At 69.2% G+C, this 17,369-nt stretch carries 18 protein-coding genes; 13 read left to right on the top strand and 5 right to left on the bottom strand.

Features of this window, described 5'->3' with window-relative positions:
* Positions 1-47: 47 nt before the first annotated feature.
* The 3 genes from purQ to OC372_RS16330 form a co-directional block, all read right to left on the bottom strand.
* Positions 48-755, bottom strand: coding sequence for a phosphoribosylformylglycinamidine synthase subunit PurQ (gene purQ, locus OC372_RS16340; RefSeq protein ID WP_262002853.1), 708 nt, complete (start codon positions 753-755; stop codon positions 48-50).
* Positions 752-1,000, bottom strand: coding sequence for a phosphoribosylformylglycinamidine synthase subunit PurS (purS, locus tag OC372_RS16335; protein ID WP_017204254.1), 249 nt, complete (start codon positions 998-1,000; stop codon positions 752-754). Before purS ends, purQ begins: the two co-directional genes overlap by 4 nt.
* A 211-nt stretch (positions 1,001-1,211) precedes the next feature.
* On the bottom strand, positions 1,212-1,745 hold the full coding sequence (locus tag OC372_RS16330; RefSeq protein ID WP_029263067.1) for an adenine phosphoribosyltransferase: 534 nt from the start codon (positions 1,743-1,745) through the stop codon (positions 1,212-1,214).
* Positions 1,746-2,002: 257 nt separating this feature from the next.
* Between OC372_RS16330 and OC372_RS16325 the strand changes: the two genes are divergently transcribed.
* The 8 genes from OC372_RS16325 (at position 2,003) to OC372_RS16290 (ending at position 11,325) form a co-directional block, all read left to right on the top strand.
* Entirely contained in the window at positions 2,003-3,313 is a 1,311-nt protein-coding gene (locus OC372_RS16325) for an ABC transporter substrate-binding protein (RefSeq protein ID WP_262002850.1), read from the top strand.
* 121 nt (positions 3,314-3,434) lie between these two features.
* Positions 3,435-4,526, top strand: a complete 1,092-nt coding sequence (locus OC372_RS16320) for a carbohydrate ABC transporter permease (protein ID WP_262002848.1) — start codon at positions 3,435-3,437, stop codon at positions 4,524-4,526.
* Entirely contained in the window at positions 4,523-5,410 is an 888-nt protein-coding gene (locus tag OC372_RS16315) for a carbohydrate ABC transporter permease (RefSeq protein ID WP_091032633.1), read from the top strand. The genes OC372_RS16320 and OC372_RS16315 overlap by 4 nt, the downstream gene beginning before the upstream one ends.
* Before the next feature lie 5 nt (positions 5,411-5,415).
* The gene (locus OC372_RS16310) at positions 5,416-6,846 is read left to right on the top strand and encodes a glycoside hydrolase family 1 protein (protein ID WP_262002845.1); all 1,431 of its coding nucleotides are present in this window, start codon (positions 5,416-5,418) and stop codon (positions 6,844-6,846) included.
* Between the two features lie 115 nt (positions 6,847-6,961).
* A complete protein-coding gene (locus tag OC372_RS16305; protein WP_029263072.1) occupies positions 6,962-7,957 on the top strand; it encodes a LacI family DNA-binding transcriptional regulator in 996 nt (331 codons plus the stop codon).
* A 291-nt stretch (positions 7,958-8,248) separates the two neighbouring features.
* Positions 8,249-8,920, top strand: coding sequence for a TetR/AcrR family transcriptional regulator (locus tag OC372_RS16300; RefSeq protein WP_262002843.1), 672 nt, complete (start codon positions 8,249-8,251; stop codon positions 8,918-8,920).
* Between the two features lie 4 nt (positions 8,921-8,924).
* Entirely contained in the window at positions 8,925-9,692 is a 768-nt protein-coding gene (locus OC372_RS16295; protein WP_262002841.1) for a LamB/YcsF family protein, read from the top strand.
* Between the two features lie 22 nt (positions 9,693-9,714).
* On the top strand, positions 9,715-11,325 hold the full coding sequence (locus OC372_RS16290; protein ID WP_262002840.1) for an urea amidolyase family protein: 1,611 nt from the start codon (positions 9,715-9,717) through the stop codon (positions 11,323-11,325).
* Positions 11,326-11,441: 116 nt separating this feature from the next.
* On the opposite strand, the gene OC372_RS16285 is transcribed toward OC372_RS16290, so the two are convergent.
* The gene (locus tag OC372_RS16285) at positions 11,442-12,770 is read right to left on the bottom strand and encodes a uracil-xanthine permease family protein (RefSeq protein ID WP_029263076.1); all 1,329 of its coding nucleotides are present in this window, start codon (positions 12,768-12,770) and stop codon (positions 11,442-11,444) included.
* Between the two features lie 111 nt (positions 12,771-12,881).
* On the opposite strand from OC372_RS16285, the gene OC372_RS16280 reads away from it, so the two are divergent.
* Both OC372_RS16280 and OC372_RS16275 read left to right on the top strand, forming a co-directional pair.
* A complete protein-coding gene (locus OC372_RS16280; RefSeq protein WP_105710732.1) occupies positions 12,882-13,145 on the top strand; it encodes a type II toxin-antitoxin system VapB family antitoxin in 264 nt (87 codons plus the stop codon).
* Positions 13,142-13,537 carry a type II toxin-antitoxin system VapC family toxin gene (locus OC372_RS16275; RefSeq protein ID WP_105710733.1) on the top strand — a complete coding sequence of 132 codons (396 nt, stop codon included), beginning with the start codon at positions 13,142-13,144 and terminating at the stop codon, positions 13,535-13,537. The genes OC372_RS16280 and OC372_RS16275 overlap by 4 nt, the downstream gene beginning before the upstream one ends.
* A 4-nt stretch (positions 13,538-13,541) precedes the next feature.
* Here OC372_RS16275 and OC372_RS16270 read toward each other — a convergent pair whose 3' ends face one another.
* Positions 13,542-14,420, bottom strand: a complete 879-nt coding sequence (locus OC372_RS16270) for a phosphoribosylaminoimidazolesuccinocarboxamide synthase (RefSeq protein WP_262002836.1) — start codon at positions 14,418-14,420, stop codon at positions 13,542-13,544.
* A 146-nt stretch (positions 14,421-14,566) separates the two neighbouring features.
* Here OC372_RS16270 and OC372_RS16265 point away from each other — a divergent pair, with 146 nt between their 5' ends.
* From OC372_RS16265 to OC372_RS16255, 3 genes are all read left to right on the top strand, one after another.
* Positions 14,567-15,178, top strand: a complete 612-nt coding sequence (locus tag OC372_RS16265; protein WP_105710735.1) for a PadR family transcriptional regulator — start codon at positions 14,567-14,569, stop codon at positions 15,176-15,178.
* Positions 15,175-16,746 carry an MFS transporter gene (locus OC372_RS16260; RefSeq protein WP_262002833.1) on the top strand — a complete coding sequence of 524 codons (1,572 nt, stop codon included), beginning with the start codon at positions 15,175-15,177 and terminating at the stop codon, positions 16,744-16,746. Before OC372_RS16265 ends, OC372_RS16260 begins: the two co-directional genes overlap by 4 nt.
* A 66-nt stretch (positions 16,747-16,812) precedes the next feature.
* Positions 16,813-17,352, top strand: coding sequence for a GNAT family N-acetyltransferase (locus OC372_RS16255; protein WP_029263082.1), 540 nt, complete (start codon positions 16,813-16,815; stop codon positions 17,350-17,352).
* Positions 17,353-17,369 lie beyond the last annotated feature (17 nt).

Genomic DNA, 17,369 nt, shown 5'->3' with positions numbered 1-17,369 from the left:
GCGTGCAGACGCAAGGGGCTGGTTCGAACCGAAGGGGGTGGGTCGGGTTATGCGGCGACGCGGGCGACGGCGGCGATGGCGCTGGTGAAGAAGTCGAGTCCGTCGACGCCGCTGCGCATGGCGGCTGCGGTGTCGGGGCCGAAGCCGGCTTCGGTGGCGTGCTCGGGGTGCGGCATGAGGCCGACCACGTTGCCCGCTTCGTTCGTGACACCGGCGATGTCGCGGAGCGACCCGTTCGGGTTCACGCCGGCGTAGCGGAACGCCACGAGACCCTCACCCTCGATGCGGTCGAGGGTCTGCTCGTCGGCGATGTAGCCGCCGTCGGCGTTCTTGAGCGGGATCACGATCTCCTGGCCGTTGCGGAACGCGTTCGTCCAGGCGGTGTCGGAGTTCTCGACCGTGAGGCGCTGGTCGCGGCGCACGAAGTGCTGGTGGTTGTTGCGGATCAGTCCGCCGGGCAGCAGGTGCGCCTCGACGAGCATCTGGAAGCCGTTGCAGATGCCGAGCACGGGCATGCCCTTGGCGGCGGCATCCTTCACTTCGGACATGATCGGCGAGAGCGCGGCGATCGCGCCGGCGCGCAGGTAGTCGCCGTAGCTGAAGCCGCCGGGGAGGACGAGCGCGTCGACGCCCTCGAGGTCATGCGAACCGTGCCACAGGGCGACGGGCTCGGCGCCGGCGATGCGGACGGCGCGCTGCGCGTCGCGGTCGTCGAGCGAGCCGGGGAAGGTGATGACGCCGATGCGCGTGGTCACTCCGCGACCTCGATGCCGACGACGTCTTCGATCACGGAGTTGGAGAGCACCTCGTCGGCGATGCGCCGGGCCTCGGCGAGGACCTCGTCGGTGACCTCGCCCTCGACGGTGAGCTCGAAGCGCTTGCCGATGCGGACGTCGGTGAAGCCCTCGACGCCGAGGCGGGCGAAGGCGCCGGAGACGGCCTTACCCTGCGGGTCGAGCAGTTCGGGCTTGGGCATGACGTCGACGACGATGGTGGGCATGACGGCTCCAAGAGTCGCGGGCGGACGGGCGCACCCAGTCTACCGTCCCCGCCCGTCGACTCTCCTCCGCCGAGTGCACGGCTTGCTGCCGAGTGCGCGGCTTGTTCGCGTGAGGAGGCCGTGCGCTCGGCGAGAAGCCGTGCACTCGGCGATGGGGCGGAGTGGGGCGGAGTGGGCGGAGTGGGCGGAGTAGGCGGAGCGGGGGCCCGGGCTACGCGGAGTGGAAGACGGTGTGCAGGTCACCGACGGCCTCGCGACCGCCGAGGCCGTCGATCTCGAACAGCACCGAGATGCCGACGACATGGCTGCCGAGGCGCTCGACGAGTTCCCGTCCGGCGGCGAGGGTGCCGCCCGTGGCCAGCACGTCATCGATGAGCAGCACCCGGGAACCGGCGGGCAGGTCGTCGTGCATCTCGATCGTTGCGGTGCCGTACTCGAGGGCGTAGTCGACGGATGCCGCGGGGCGAGGCAGCTTGCCGGCCTTGCGGATCGGGATGAGGCCGACACCCGCGGCGATCGCGGCGGCGCTGGCGAGGATGAAGCCGCGCGCCTCGATGCCGGCGATCACGTCGAACTGGCCGGCGAAGGGCTCGATGATCGCCTCGGTCGTGACCCGCAGCGCCTCGGCATCGGCGAGGAGCGGCGTGATGTCGCGGAATATGATGCCCGGCTGCGGGTAGTCCGGCACGTTGCGGATCAGGGTTTCGGCGCGGACGAGGGCAGGAGACAGGGCGGCTTCGGGCACCGGACAAGGGTACGCCGCTCGACCTGATCTGGACGATTCGCCGACCGGGCGACGATCAGCCGAGGTTTCCGCGGCATCCCTCCGGTGGGTCGTCACCACCTCGGCCGATCGTCACCAACCTTGGCCGATCGTCGCAACCGGCGCGGCTTGACACCGTGGGAGCGCTCCCATAGAGTGACTGCTCAGTCCGTGGGAGCGCTCCCACGGCGTCCCGAAAGCAGCAAGACCGCACGACCCCCACCACAAAGGAGTGAACCGTGAACACACGTGCCCGCCACCGGATCCTCGCGATTGCCGCCGTGGCATCCGTCTCCGCCCTCGCCCTCGCCGGCTGTTCCGGCAACGCCGACGGCGCCCCCGAAGGCAGCGCCGACGAGGATGTCACGCTGACCGTCACCACCTTCGGCACCTTCGGCTACGACGACCTGTACAAGGAGTACGAGAAGGCGCACCCGAACGTGAAGATCGAGGCGACCAACATCGACACCGGCGGCAACGCCCGCACCGATGCCTTCACCAAGATCGCCGCCGGCTCCGGCCTCAGCGACGTCGTCGCGATCGAAGAGGGCTGGCTCGGCGCCATCATGGACGTCTCCGACACGTTCGTCGACCTCCGCGACTACGGCATCGAAGACCGCAAGGCCGACTGGGTCGACTGGAAGTACGGTCAGGCGACGGATGCCGAAGGCCGCGTCATCGGCTACGGCACCGACATCGGCCCGAGCGGCATCTGCTACAACGGTGCCGCGTTCGAGGCTGCCGGCCTGCCGAGCGACCGCGAGTCCGTCGCCGAGTTGCTCAACGGCGACTGGGAGAACTACTTCAAGGTCGGCGCCGACTACACGGCCAAGACCGGCAAGGCCTGGTACGACCACTCCGGCTTCGTCTGGAACGCCATGGTCAACCAGCTCGATGAGGGCTACTACACGACCGACGGCAAGCTGAACGTCGAGGACAACGCCGAGCTCAAGGAGCGCTTCGAGCTGCTGGGTGCGGCGACCGAGGGCGGCCAGTCCGCTGCACAGACGGCCTGGGACTGGAACGGCGGCAAGTCGTTCGTCGACGGCACCTTCGCGACCTTCGTGTGCCCGGGCTGGATGCTCGGTGTCGTGCAGGGTCAGGTCGAGGCCGGCGGCGGCGACGCCTCCACCGGCTGGGACTTCGCCGACGTGTTCCCCGGTGGCGCGGCCAACTGGGGTGGCGCCTTCCTGTCGATCCCGGAGTCTTCGCAGCACAAGGAGGCTGCCGCTGAGCTCGCCGACTGGCTGACGCAGCCCGAGCAGCAGGTGAAGCAGTCCGCCGCCGCGGGCAACTTCCCCTCGACGATCAAGGCGCAGGAGACCCTGGCCGCCGACGCGACGCCAAACGAGTTCTTCAACGATGCTCCGACCGGTGCCATCCTCGCGGAGCGCGCCAAGGGAGTCGTCGCCCAGTTCAAGGGCGCCGATGACTCGGTGATCCAGGAGAACGTGTTCGGCCCGGCCCTCAGCAGCCTCGACCGCGGTGAGACCGACACGCAGGGTTCCTGGGACCAGGCGATCAAGCTCCTGAACGAGCTCGTCGACTGATACCCAGCGGACGTTTCGTCTCGCTCGGCTCCGCCGCGCTCGCTCAACGACCAGTCTTCATCCGGTCGTTGAGCGAGCGCAGCGAGACGAAACGTCTCCCTGCACCTCAAAAGGACACCCCATGACTCTCACCGCCCCGCCTGCGGAGCAGCAGCGCACGGCATCCGGTTCGGCGCCGGCCGCCCCGCCGAAGCGCCCCTGGCGCCACCGCGTCTCGCGGTTCGACCAGAACGCCTCCCCGTACTTCTACATCTCGCCGTTCTTCCTGCTGTTCGGGCTGGTCGGCCTGTTCCCGCTGCTCTACACCGTGTGGGTGGCCGTGCACGAGTGGGACCTGCTCAAGGGCGAGGGCGACTTCGTCGGCGTGGGCAACTTCGTCGAGATCCTCGGCGACGCCATGTTCTGGAACTCGATCGGCAACACCCTGAGCATCTTCCTGCTCTCCGCGATCCCGCAGCTGGCCGTCGCGCTCGTGATCGCCTACCTCCTCGACCGGGGGCTCCGCGCCCCGACCTTCTGGCGGATGAGCGTGCTGATCCCGTTCGTCGTCACCCCGGTCGCGGTCGCCATCATCTTCTCGAGCATCTTCAACGAGGCGGACGGCCTCGCCAACAACCTCCTCAACCTCATCGGCATCGCCGACCAGGAGTGGAAGCACAACACCGCCCTGTCGCACATCGCGATCGCCGTGATGGTGAACTTCCGCTGGACCGGGTACAACGCCCTGATCCTCCTCGCCGCCATGCAGGCGGTGCCGCGCGACCTGTACGAGTCGGCCGCCCTCGACGGAGCAGGCGCCGCCCGCCGCTTCTTCTCGATCACGATCCCCACGATCCGTCCGACCCTGATCTTCGTGATCATCACCGCGACGATCGGCGGCCTGCAGATCTTCGCCGAGCCCCGCCTGTTCGACGTCTCGACCGCGGGCGGCATCGGCGGCAGCGACCGGCAGTTCCAGACCACGGTGCTCTTCCTCTGGGAGCTGGCGTTCTTCCGCCGCGACCTCGGCGAGGCGTCTGCCGTCGCCATCCTGCTGTTCCTGCTGATCGTCGGCATCGGAGTGATCAACTTCCTCATCTCCCGGCGCATCTCCACGGGGGACGGGCCGAAGAACCGTGCGGCCCGACGCCGAGCCCGCACTGCCGCTGCGGCGGCGGCCACCGCAGCCGCGTCCACGACGATCGCCACCACCACCGAGGAGAACGCGCGATGACCGCCACCCAGGCGCTGAGCGTCCCCGAGAAGATCCGCCGGCGTCGTGCCGTCGGAGGAAACGCCGGCATCGGCAGCCGCCCCGGATTCCTGACCTACGGGCTCCTCGCCGCGTTCATCATCGGCAGCGTCTACCCGCTGTGGTGGTCGGTCGTGGTCGCCAGTGGCACGAACGCCACCCGCGGCGAGACCCTGCCGCTGATCCCCGGCGGGAACTTCCTGGCGAACGCCGCCAAGGTCTTCGATGCGATCCCGTTCTGGCTCGCGCTGGGCAACTCGTTCCTGATCTCGGGCATCATCACGATCTCGGTCGTCACGTTCTCCACCCTCGCCGGCTACGCCTTCGCGAAGCTGAAGTTCAAGGGCCGCGACGGGATGATGATCTTCGTTATCGCCACGATGGCGATCCCGACGCAGCTGGGGATCATCCCGCTGTTCATGCTCATGCGGGAGCTCGGGTGGACCGGCTCGATCGGCGCGGTCATCGTCCCGACCCTCGTCACCGCGTTCGGCGTCTTCTTCATGCGGCAGTACCTGGTCGACGTCATCCCGGACGAGCTGATCGAAGCCGCCCGCATGGACGGCGCGAACCAGTTCCGCACGTTCCTGACCGTCGGACTCCCCGCGGCCCGACCGGCGATGGCGATCCTCGGACTCTTCACCTTCATGACGGCGTGGACCGACTACCTGTGGCCGCTGATCGTGCTCTCCCCTCAGAACCCGACCCTGCAGACGGCGCTCAGCCAGCTGCAGTCGGGCTACTACATCGACTATTCGATCGTGCTCGCCGGTGCGGTGCTCGCGACCCTCCCGCTGCTCGTGCTCTTCGTGGTCGCGGGTCGGCAGCTGGTCAGTGGCATCATGGCGGGCGCGGTGAAAGGATGACCCGTATGACCCGCTCCTTCCCCGAGAACTTCCTCTTCGGCGCTGCGACCGCGGCGTACCAGATCGAAGGGGCGGCGTTCGAGGATGGGCGCACGGCATCGATCTGGGACGCGTTCGCCCGCGTGCCCGGCGCCGTGATCGGCGGCGACAACGGCGACGTGGCCTGCGACCACTATCACCGCTACCGCGACGACGTCGCCCTCATGACCGAGCTCGGGCTGCAGACCTACCGCTTCTCGACGTCGTGGTCACGGGTGCGGCCGGACGGCGGTGCCGTGAATCCGGCGGGCGTCGACTTCTACGAGCGCCTGGTCGATGAGCTGCTCGCGGCCGACATCCTGCCCTGGCTGACGCTGTACCACTGGGACATGCCGCAGGCGCTGCAGGATGCCGGTGGCTGGACGAACCGAGACACGGTCGACCGGTTCCTCGAGTACGCCGGCACCATGCACGACGCGCTCGGCGATCGCGTGAACGTGTGGACGACGCTCAACGAGCCCTGGTGCTCGTCCTTCCTCTCTTACACCGGAGGGGAGCACGCTCCGGGGCACACCAGCGTCGCCGAGGGGCTGCTCGCCTCGCATCACCTGCTGCTCGCGCACGGCAAGACCGTGCAGGAGCTGCGGGGACGCGACGCCTCGCTCAACCTCGGCATCACCCTGAACCACACGGTCGCCGATCCCGCCGATCCGCAGAACCCCGCGGACGTCGATGCCGCCCGCCGCGTGGACGGGCAGTTCAACCGCTGGTTCCTCGACCCGATCTACCGCGGCAGCTATCCGGCCGACATCGTCGAGGACATCCGCGCGGTGGATGCGGACGCCGTCGCGCAGTTCGAGGCCGCGGTCCACGACGGCGACCTCGACACCATCTCCCAGCCCATCGACACGCAGGGTGTGAACTACTACCACGGCGACTTCCTGTCGGGCACGGCTCCGGCTCAGGCGCCGGTCTCCGGAGGTCCCGCCACCGAGCGGCCCGGGCGCAGCCCCTACCCGTCGAGCGACGGCATCCACTCGGTCGAGCGCGGGCTGCCGCGCACGGCGCAGAACTGGGAGGTGCAGCCCGAGGGCCTCACCCGGGTGTTGCAGCGGGTCTGGAGTGAATACGCCGAGCCCGCGGGCACCGTGCTGTACATGACCGAGAACGGCGCCGCCTACGACGACGTCGTGGTGGTCGAAGACGGCGAGACGCGCGTGCACGATGCCGACCGCACGGAGTTCCTGCGCCTGCATCTCGGTGCGGTGCTCGATGCCGCGGAGTCGGGTGTCGACGTGCGGGGCTACTTCTACTGGTCGATGTTCGACAACTACGAATGGGCCTGGGGTTACGACAAGCGCTTCGGCATCGTGCGCGTCGATTACGACACCCAGGAGCGGAGCCTCAAGGACTCCGGTCGGGAGTACGCGCGCATCATCGCGGCCCGCTCGCTCTAGCCGCAGGGCGTTCGAATCGGGTTAATGGTCCCATCCGGGGCCCGGATGGGACCGTGTGCGCGATTCGAAGCGCGAACGTCGGTGAGAATAGGGCGATGGAAGAGTGCGTACGTTGATGTCGCCACGAGCGACCATCGAAGAGGTGGCCGCGGCAGCCGGTGTCTCCCGGTCGACCGTGTCGCGGGTCGTGAACGGGTCGACGGCGGTGAGCCCGGAGGCGCTCGCCGCGGTGCGCGCCGCGATCGACGAGCTGAACTACGTGCCCAACCGCGCGGCGCGCTCTCTCGCCTCGCGGCAGACGCACGCGATCGCCCTGATCGTGCCGGAAGACACGAACCGCTTCTTCGGCGACCCGTTCTTCGCCGCGATCGTCGCCGGCATCACGGGTGCCCTCGGCGGATCCGACTACCTGCTCAACCTGCTCATCGCGAGTGACGACCCGGGCGACAAGATGACCGGCTTCGTGCGCAACGGCGGCGTCGACGGCGCACTGATCGTCTCGCATCACACCAGCGACGCGTTCATCGACCGGGTCGCGGACGCCGTGCCTGTCGTCTACGGCGGTCGGCCCGTGCGCCGGCTCGAGGGCGACTACGTCGTCGACGTCGACAACGTCGCGGGTGCCCGCACCGCGACCCGTCGACTGATCGACATCGGACGCACGCGGATCGCGACGATCTCGGGCCCGCTGACCATGGTCTCCTCCGGCGACCGCATCCAGGGTTTCCGGGCCGCCCTCGCCGAGGCCGGGCTGACGCCGTTCGCCGAGGAGCAGGGCGACTACAGCGAGGCCAGCGGAGCCGATGCCGCACGGCGCATCCTCGAAACAGGTCGACCGGACGCGATCTTCGTCGCCAGCGATCTGATGGCGCGCGGCGCGCTGACGGTGCTGCGCGCCGCCGGTGTGCGCGTCCCCGAGGACATCGCCCTGGTCGGGTTCGACGACTCGTCCGTCGCGATCACGACCGATCCGCAGCTCACGACGATGCGTCAGCCGATGTACGCGCAGGGCGAGACCATGGCCCGCGTGCTGCTGTCCCGTCTCGCCGGGCAGGATCCGCCGCAGACGACGATCCTGCCGACCGAGCTCGTGGTCCGCGCCTCGGCCTGAGGTCGGTCTTCGGCCATCCGGTGAGACACGGGCGCGCCCCTGACGCCCCCTCCTGGCCAGGGACGCACCCGTGCGTTTGTGTTGCACGACGTCGTGATCGGCGGCGAATCGCCCCCCGAAGGATGGATGCCGCGGCGTGGCGCCTCGGATCTCCGAAGTCGTGCTCGGCTGAGCGAGCCAGCCGAAGATCGAATCCATTCATAGGTTGAACGGACATTCAGTGATTAATCTATACGGAAGGGGGAGCATTCGGGAAAAACAGGCCGGCTGAGCTCAGGAGGTGGATGCCGCGTGGCACGCTCCGACGAGCAGAACCGGCTGGCCCGAGAACGCGCCAGGGAGGCCATCCTGGAGGCCGCCATCGAGGTCTTCAGTGAACGAGGTGTCGCGGGCGCGAGCATCGCCGCGATCACGACGCGGGCGGGGGTCGCCCAGGGCCTCGTGAACTACCACTTCGGCGGCAAGGAGCAGCTCGTCGCCGCCGTCATCGACCGATGGTTCGAGACGGTGCTCGGCTTCGCCCGCGTGGAGGGCACCCCGGACGAGATGCTCGCCGCCGTGATCGACGGAGCCCTCACGGCCACCGCCTACGCGATCCCTCTGCAGCGAGCGGTGCTGGCGATGCAGCAGCAGCCGGCCACGCATCGACTGTTCGCTGAGTCCGAGGCTCGGCACGAAGTGCGCGCAACCGCGGCGGAGGATGCCGTGCGACAGCTGTTCCGCGCGCGCGGCGCCGAGGATCCCGCACTCGAAGAGGTCATGCTCCGCAGCACCCTCGAGGGTGTCTTCGTGAAGTTCGCCGTGTTCGGCGACACCTACCCGCTCGAGGAGGCCCGGCGCTGGGTGCACCGCCGCTACGGGCTGCCCGAGCCGACGACGCCCATCGCTGCGCCGGTTCCGCTTCGCGACGGCGAACCACGCCCGCGTGCGACGGCGGCTCTGCGGGCGGAGCCGCAGGGGTGATCGCATGACGTCGATCGACCTGAACTCGGACCTCGGCGAGAACGTCGCCGACCGGATCGTCAGCGATGACGCGAGCATGCTCCGCCTCGTCACGAGCGCGAACGTGTCGTGCGGGTTCCATGCCGGTAGCCCGGAGGGCATCCGACAGACGCTCGCCGCCGCCGTGGAGGGCGGCGTCGTGATCGGGGCGCATCCCGGCTATCGCGACTACGAGAACTTCGGTCGCACCCGCCTCGACCTCGACTCGGCCACGCTCCAGGCGCACGTCGAGTACCAGCTCGGAGCTCTCATGGGGCTCGCCGCCGCGGTGGGCGGGACGGTCTCCTACGTCAAACCGCATGGCGCGCTCTACAACGCCATCGCCCGTGACGAGAGGCAGTCGAAGGACGTGGTGGCGGCGATCCGCGCGATCGCCCCGAGCCTGGTGCTGCTGGGACTCTCCGGGGGTGTCGTGCTCGATGTCGCCGAGCGGGCCGGGCTCGCCGTCGCCGCCGAGGCCTTCGCCGATCGGGCCTATCAGCCTGACGGGCAGCTCGTGTCGCGCACCGAGGCGGGTGCCGTGCTGCACGACCCGGCCGCGGTGGCGGAGCGGATGGTTCGCCTCGCCGCCGACGGTGTGATCCGGGCGATCGACGGCACGGACGTGCCCGTGGTGGCGCATTCGATCTGCGTGCACGGCGACAGCCCCGGCTCAGTGGCGATGGCCGCCGAGACCAAGCGGATGCTGCAGGACGCGGGCATCACGATCGCACCGTTCGCGGGCTCCCGATGAGGCGACCGGCGCAGGTCGGCTGATGCGCATCCTCACGGCATCCGATCGCGCTCTGCTCGTCGAGGCGGCCGACCTCGACGAGGCGATGCGCCTGAACCTCGCGTGGGAAGGGCTGCCCGGCGTCGTCGAGCGCGTCCCCGGAGCTCGCACGGTGCTCGTGCGGTTCGACCCGCTGCGCGTTTCGGCCACCGAGCTCGCGCGCACGTTGGCGGCGACGGAGGTCGACGCTGCGCATCCGTCCGGCACCGGGGAGGTCACGATCCCCGTGCAGTACGACGGTGAAGACCTCGACGAAGCGGCATCCGCGCTCGGCGTCTCGGCGGAGGAGCTCGTGAACCGGCACCTCGCCGCGGACTGGCGGGTCGCGTTCTCGGGGTTCGCTCCCGGATTCGGATACGTCGTGAGCAGCGATCCGCTCTTCGACGTGCCGCGCCGCTCGTCTCCGCGCACACGTGTGCCCGCCGGTTCGGTCGCACTCGCCGGAGCGTTCACCGGCGTCTATCCACGAGAGAGCCCCGGTGGCTGGCAGCTGATCGGCCGCACGGATGCCGTGATGTGGGACATCGACCGCGATCCGCCAGCCCTGCTGGCTCCGGGGACCCTGGTGCGGTTCGAACGGGTGCGGGACCCGGCTCGACTGGGCGCGGCTCACGTGGGCCGAGACGGAGACGGTCCGGCCCGCGCCCGGCGCGTCGCGGAACAACACGCCCCAGCGGACGCGGATGCTCCGGGTTTCGGCACGGCATCCGCGGTCGAGGTCGTCCGGCCCTCGCTGCAGCTGCTGGTGCAGGATGCTGGGCGCCCGGGCTTCGCGGCACTCGGGGTGTCGGCATCCGGGGCCGCCGACCGGCGCGCGATGCGGGATGCGAACCGCGCCGTGGGGAACGCCGCCGCAGCCGCGGTGCTCGAGAGCGTCGGGGGAGCGGTGCTCCGGTTCCACGGGGCGGGTGTCGCGGTCGTCACGGGTGCGATCGGCGCGCTCGCCCTGACCGGAGCCGAGGGCATCGCCCGCCCGATTCTCCACGGTGAGCCCTTCGCCACGTTCGACGGCGACGAGCTCCCCCTCGGGTATCCGGACCGCGGTCTGCGCTACGTCATCGGGGTCCGCGGCGGAATCGATGCAGCACCCGCACTGGGCAGCCGTGCGACCGACACCCTCGCAGGACTCGGCCCGGAGCCGCTCTCGGCCGGAGTCGTGCTCCCGATCGGTGATGCCGCGTCGCACCCCGTCGAGCCTGGTGCCGTGCCGCGCGACCTCCCGGCCTCCGGTGACCTCGTCGAGCTCGAGATCACGCTCGGGCCTCGTCACGACTGGTTCACGGCGGAGGCACTCCAGGTGCTCACGACCCAGGAGTGGACGGTCACGCCGCGCTCCGACCGCGTCGGCATCCGTCTTCGGGGCGAGGTGGCGCTGGAGCGTTCCGTCGGCGGCGAGCTGCCCAGCGAGGGAGCGGTCACCGGCGCGATCCAGGTGCCGCCCGACGGGCAGCCGGTGCTCTTCCTCCCCGACCATCCGCTCACCGGCGGGTACCCGATCATCGGCGCCCTCACCGACCGCAGTCTCGACCTCGCGGGTCAACTGCCGCCGGGTGTGCGCCTTCGATTCGTCCTGCAGCCGCGCTCGGCCGGCTGAGTGCCGCCGCCGATCGGTTCACAACTCAGGAAGAACCGAGTGAATCCGACGAGAACCGCCCTCACGGGTGAGTCTCGGCGAGGTTCTCCTGAGTTGCGAACGCGATGCGCGTCCCGCTAGGCGGGGTCGCCGCCGAGCGGACCGACCGCCTCGAGCGGCTTCGGGTCGTCGGCGCCGGTCTTGCGCAGACGGGCGATCAGGTTGCCCAGGTGGTAGATGAGGATCGCCGCGACCGTGGCGATGACGATGCCGCCGAGTTCGAAGCCGGATCCCTCGTCCTTGATCATGAACCCGCCGACGGCCATGATCAGGGCGACGGCTGCCGTGTACTGGTTGACCGGGCGCGAGAAGTCGACGCGGTTGTCGACCCAGATCTTGATGCCGATGACGCCGATGAGGCCGTACAGCGCCGTGGTCACGCCGCCGAGCACTCCGGCGGGCACCGAGTTGATGACCTCGCCGAACTTGGGCGAGAGGCTGAGCAGGATCGCGGCGATGCCGGCGACCCAGTAGGCGGCCGTGGAGTACACGCGGGTGGAGGCCATCACGCCGATGTTCTCGCCGTAGGTCGTGGTGCCCGAACCGCCGAAGAAGCCGGCGAGGGTGGTCGAGACGCCGTCGGCGATCAGCGCCTTGCCGGTCTGCTGGTTCACGCTCGCGTCGCCCGTCATGGTCGCGACGCCGCGCACGTGTCCGACGTTCTCGGCGATCAGCACGAGCACGACCGGGAGGAACATGGCGAGGGCGGTGAGGGTGCCGGGCTCGGTGAAGTTCGGGAAGGTGAAGGTGGGGAGGCCGACCCAGTCGGCCTTCTCCACGGCCGAGAAGTCGAGCTCGCCGCGGAACGCCGCGAAGATGTAGCCCGCGATGACGCCGAGGAAGATCGAGATGCGGCCGAGGAACCCGCGGAACACGACGGCGAAGAGGATCGTGATGGCGAGCGTGAACGTCGCGGTCACGGGGGCCTTGGCGTAGTTGTCGTGCGCGGCGCCGGCGAGGTTGAACCCGATGAGGGCGACGATCGTTCCGGCGAGCACCGGCGGCAGGAAGCGGTCGACCCACTTGACGCCGACCGTGTGCACCACGACTCCGATGATCGCGAGCAGCACGCCGACGGCGACGATGCCGGCCAGGGCGGTGCCCATGTTCGCGGAGGCGGTGGCCGCCGTGACCGGCGCGATGAACGCGAACGACGAGCCCAGGTAGCTGGGCAGCTTGTTGCGCGTGACGAGCAGGAACAGGATCGTGCCGACGCCGCTGAACAGCAGGGTCGTCGCGACCGGGAAGCCGGTGATGATCGGCACGAGGAACGTCGCGCCGAACATCGCGACGACGTGCTGGAGTCCGATCGCGATCGTCGCAGGCCAGTTCAGGCGCTCGTCGGGACGGACGACGGCGCCGGGCTCGACCGTGCGGCCGTTTCCGTGCAGCTTCCACAGGGCCATGCGGGCTCCTCAAGGTTCGGGGGATGGCTGGAGTGCCGGAGCAACACTATCGATTCCTGAGTTTTCCCTGAGCGCTTCTACCATGGTAGACGCAGAGGTAGAATGGTAGACATGAGCCTCAATATCAAGAATGAGACCACGCATGAGCTCGTGCGTCGGCTCGCGGCGTTGACCGGTCAGAGTCAGACGAGTGCCGTCGAGGATGCGGTGCGGCGCCGTCTCGCCGAGTTGGAGCAGCAGCAATCGGCCGACGAAGAGGAGCGTCGTCGCCGCATCCGTGCGGTGATCCGCCGGGCGCAGCAACTTCCCTCCACCGGGCGCACGACCGAGGAGATCATGGATGAGCTCTACGACGAGACGGGGATGCCGCGATGATCGTCGACTCCTCGGCGTTGGTCGCGGTGCTGATGGCTGAGCCGGAAGCCGAAGAGATGAGCGACCTGTTGGAGTCGCGGCCCTTCGCCTTGTCCGCGGCCACGCTCACGGAGTGCACGATCGTCCTCCGCAGCAGGGGCGGCGAAGCGAAGGCGCTTGCGCTCGACGAGCTTCTGGAGGTGACGCGATCGGAGGTCGTTCCCGTCGATGAGGTGCAGGCGCGCCTGGCGAGCAGGGCACACGCCCGCTACGGCCGAGGGTCAGGGAGCCGCGCTCGCCTCAACTACGGCGACTGCTTCTCCTATGCGCTCGCGATCACCCGCGACGAGCCGCTGCTCTTCAAGGGAGACGACTTCGTCCACACTGACGTGCGGCTCGTCGAACCGGTCTGACGGGTCAGGCGCCGAGGCGGTCGATCAGCTCGCGGTAGCGGTCGGCGGTGCGCTCGACGACATCGGCGGGAAGCGCCGGCGGCTCGCCCTGCTTGTCCCAGTTCGCGGCCATCCAGTCGCGCACGATCTGCTTGTCGAAGCTCGCCATGCGTGCGCTCGGGGTGCTGCCGGTGCGCCAGGCCTCGGCGTCCCAATAGCGCGAGGAGTCGCTCGTGAGCACCTCGTCGGCCAGGCGCAGGGTGCCGTCGGCATCCGTCCCGAACTCGAACTTGGTGTCGGCGAGGATCAGGCCCTTCGCCTCGGCGATCTCGGCGGCACGGGCGTAGATCGCGAGCGAGGTGTCGCGCAGCTCGGCCGCGCGCTCCGTCCCGACCAGTTCGACGGTGCGCTCGAACGTGATGTTCTCGTCGTGCTCGCCCATCGGCGCCTTGTAGGCCGGGGTGAACAGGGGCTCCGGCAGCCGGTCGCCGTTCTGCAGGCCGGCGGGCAGCGGGATGCCGCACACGGTGCCGCTCTCCTGGTACTCGGCCCAGCCGGAACCGGTGATGTAGCCGCGCACGACGCACTCGATCGGCAGCATCTCCAGCGACTGCGCGAGCATGGCGCGGTCGGCGACTTCCTCGGGCAGCTCGCCCTCGGCGATGTGGTTGGGGAAGTCGGAGAGCTGAGCGAACCACCAGCGGCTCAGTCGCGTCAGCAGAGCGCCCTTGTCGGTGATGCCGGGGGAGAGAACGAAGTCGAAGGCGCTCACGCGGTCGGAGGCCACGACGAGGATGCGCGTGTCTGCCGGATCCTCGGAGGCGTAGAGGTCGCGGACCTTGCCCGAGTAGATGTGCCGCCAGCCGGGGATGCTCTGTGCCGTGCCTTCTGAAGGAGTGCTCACCCGCCCATTATCCCGGTTCCGTCCGACCGCGACCGCAGCTCGCGGCCGCACTCGGCTGATCCGCCCCGGTCACCGGTCTTGTCGCTGTCGGCGGTCCGGCGTATAGTCCACATGGACTATTTGAGCGCGACACCCGGGGAGGGGCCATGCAACGACTGACCCCGATGGGGGCGATGATCCTCTCCCTGCTGCGCGAGGGCGACATGCACCCCTACGAGATGGTGCGTCTCATGCGGGTTCGCCGCGACGATCGGCTGCTGACCCTCACGAACGGCACGCTCTATCACACGGTCGCCCGGCTCCAGCGGGCCGGGCTCATCGACGAGGTCGGCAGCGACCGCGAGGGGAACCGCCCCGAGCGCACGACGTACTCCCTGACGGACGCCGGTCGAGACATCCTCATCGCCTGGCTGCGGCGCGAGCTGTCGACGATCGATCGTCCCGCCGAGTTCCGGATCGCGCTCGCCGAGGCCCACAACCTCGAACGCGGAGATGTGCTCCAGAGCCTGCGCTCGCGTCGCGTCGCCCTCGACGAAGAGCACATCGCGTATCGCGATGGACTGATCGACGCGAGACGCGATGGCGTGCCCGAGCAGGTGCTCGTGGAATACGAACGGCAGGAGGCGCTGCTCGAGGCCGAGTTGCGCTGGCTCGATGCCCTGATCGCCCGCCTCGAAGCCGAAGACCTGCCGTGGGGACCCGCGGCATTCCCGAACTCAGAACGCTACCGCGCTCAGCGAAAGGCTGCACAGCAATGACAGACACTCCCCGCGACGGAGACCGCCCGCCGGTGTCCGTGCCCTCCACCTCCGGTCCCTCGACCGGAACGTACTCCGTGGGGCACAAGCCCACCAGCCCCTGGCCCGCCCTCTGGGCACTGGTCATCGGCTTCTTCATGATCCTCGTCGACACCACGATCGTGTCGGTCGCGAACCCGGCGATCAAGGCGGCGCTCGACCCGAACACGAACAACCTCGACAACGTCGTGTGGGTCACGAGCGCGTACCTGCTCGCCTATGCGGTGCCGCTGCTGATCACCGGACGCCTCGGCGACCGCTTCGGGCCGAAGAACATCTATCTGATCGGCCTCGCGATCTTCACCCTCGCCTCGCTGTGGTGCGGACTGTCGAACTCGCTCGAGGGCCTGATCGTCGCGCGTGCCGTGCAGGGGCTGGGCGCGGCGTTCATGACGCCGCAGACCATGGCCGTGATCACGCGCACCTTCCCGCCGGAGCGCCGCGGTGCCGCCATGGGCCTCTGGGGTGCGACGGCCGGTGTCGCGACGCTCGTCGGTCCGCTCGTCGGCGGCCTGCTCGTCGACGGTTTCGGCTGGGAGTGGATCTTCTTCGTGAACATCCCGGTCGGCATCGTCGCGTTCGTGCTCGCCTGGCGCCTGGTGCCGAAGCTCGCGACCCATCCCCACCGTTTCGACATCGTCGGCGTCGTGTTGAGCGCCGTGGCGCTCTTCCTCATCGTCTTCGGCCTCCAGGAGGGCGAGAAGTTCGACTGGGGTGTGATCTGGGGTCCCATCTCGGTGTGGGGTCTGATCATCGTCGGACTCATCGTTCTCGGGCTGTTCATCCTGCAGCAGGCCAAGACACGCAGCGAACCGCTGGTACCGCTCGAGCTGTTCCGCGACCGCAACTTCTCGGGAGCGAACGTCGCCATCGCCGCTGTCGGCTTCACGGTGACGAGCATGTCGCTGCCGATGATGTTCTTCCTGCAGACCGCGCGCGGGCTCACCCCCACGGAGGCGGCGCTGCTGCTGATCCCGATGGCGGTGCTCTCGGGTGCGCTCGCCCCGGCGGCGGGCAAGCTGCTCGACCGGGTGGATCCGCGCATCATCCTCATCCCGGGTCTGCTCTGCGTCGCCGGTGCGCTGATCTGGTATTCGGCCCTGATCAACATGGACACCCCGATCTGGATGTTCCTGCTCCCGTCGGCGCTGATGGGCATCGGCAACGCGGGCATGTGGGGCCCTCTCGCCACAACCGCGACGCGCAAGCTGCCGCCGCGCCAGGCGGGTGCCGGCGCCGGCATCTACAACACCACCCGGACGATCGGGTCGGTCATCGGCTCGGCATCCATCGCCGCGTTCATGCAGTCCCGCCTCGAGGCGAACCTGCCCGGTCTCGCCGATGCGCCGGCCGGCATCTCGACCGGGGGAACGCTGCCGCCGCAGGTGGCCGACGGGTTCGCCGCGGGCATGTCGCAGGCGATCCTGCTGCCGGCGTGCGTCATGGTGATCGCGCTCGTCGCCTCGCTGTTCCTCGGTCGCTACGACAAGGCGGATGCCGCGGCTCCCGCGGCCGCGCGTCCCGAGTAGTCGAGGTCGGGAGGGTGCCGTGTCCGGCAGTTTGCGGATACGGCGCCTTTGTGATGGCATCGGGCGATGACGATCGCTCTCGTTCGACCGACCATCGACCTCTTCGACTCCTGGGCCGCTGCTGTGGCCGAGTTCGACGGCGGACACATCGACGGAGGCGGTTACGAGCAGGGGATCGTGCCCGACCGGGCGGCGTGCGAGGCGTTCGTCGCGAAGGCCGAGCTGTACGCCACCCCGGGTGCAGTGCTTCCTGCGGGGCTCGTGCCGTGCGACTTCTTCTGGATCACCGAGGGTGACCGCGTCGTGGGGTTCATCGCGTTCCGTCGTGAGCTCAACGACTGGCTGCGTCGCTTCGGCGGCCACATCGGCTACGCGACCGTTCCCTCCCGGCGCCGGGAGGGAATCGTCCGCGAGGCCCTCCGGCTCGTGCTCCGCTTCGCGAAGTCCGACGGATATGACCGCGTGATGCTCACCTGTGACGACGACAACGTCGGCTCCATCCGCACGATCGAGGGCGCCGGTGGAGAGCTCGAAGACGTGGTCGATGCTTCGGAGCCGGGACAGCCGCGCGTGCGGCGGTACTGGATCGAGCTGTCGCCGTCCTGAGCGCGGATCAGCCCTTC

The organism is Microbacterium sp. Mcb102, from assembly GCF_024519805.1.
Taxonomy (GTDB): Bacteria; Actinomycetota; Actinomycetes; order Actinomycetales; family Microbacteriaceae; genus Microbacterium.
The sequence above is the reverse complement of the archived record's forward strand: the minus strand, read 5'-3'. Positions and strand labels throughout refer to the sequence as shown.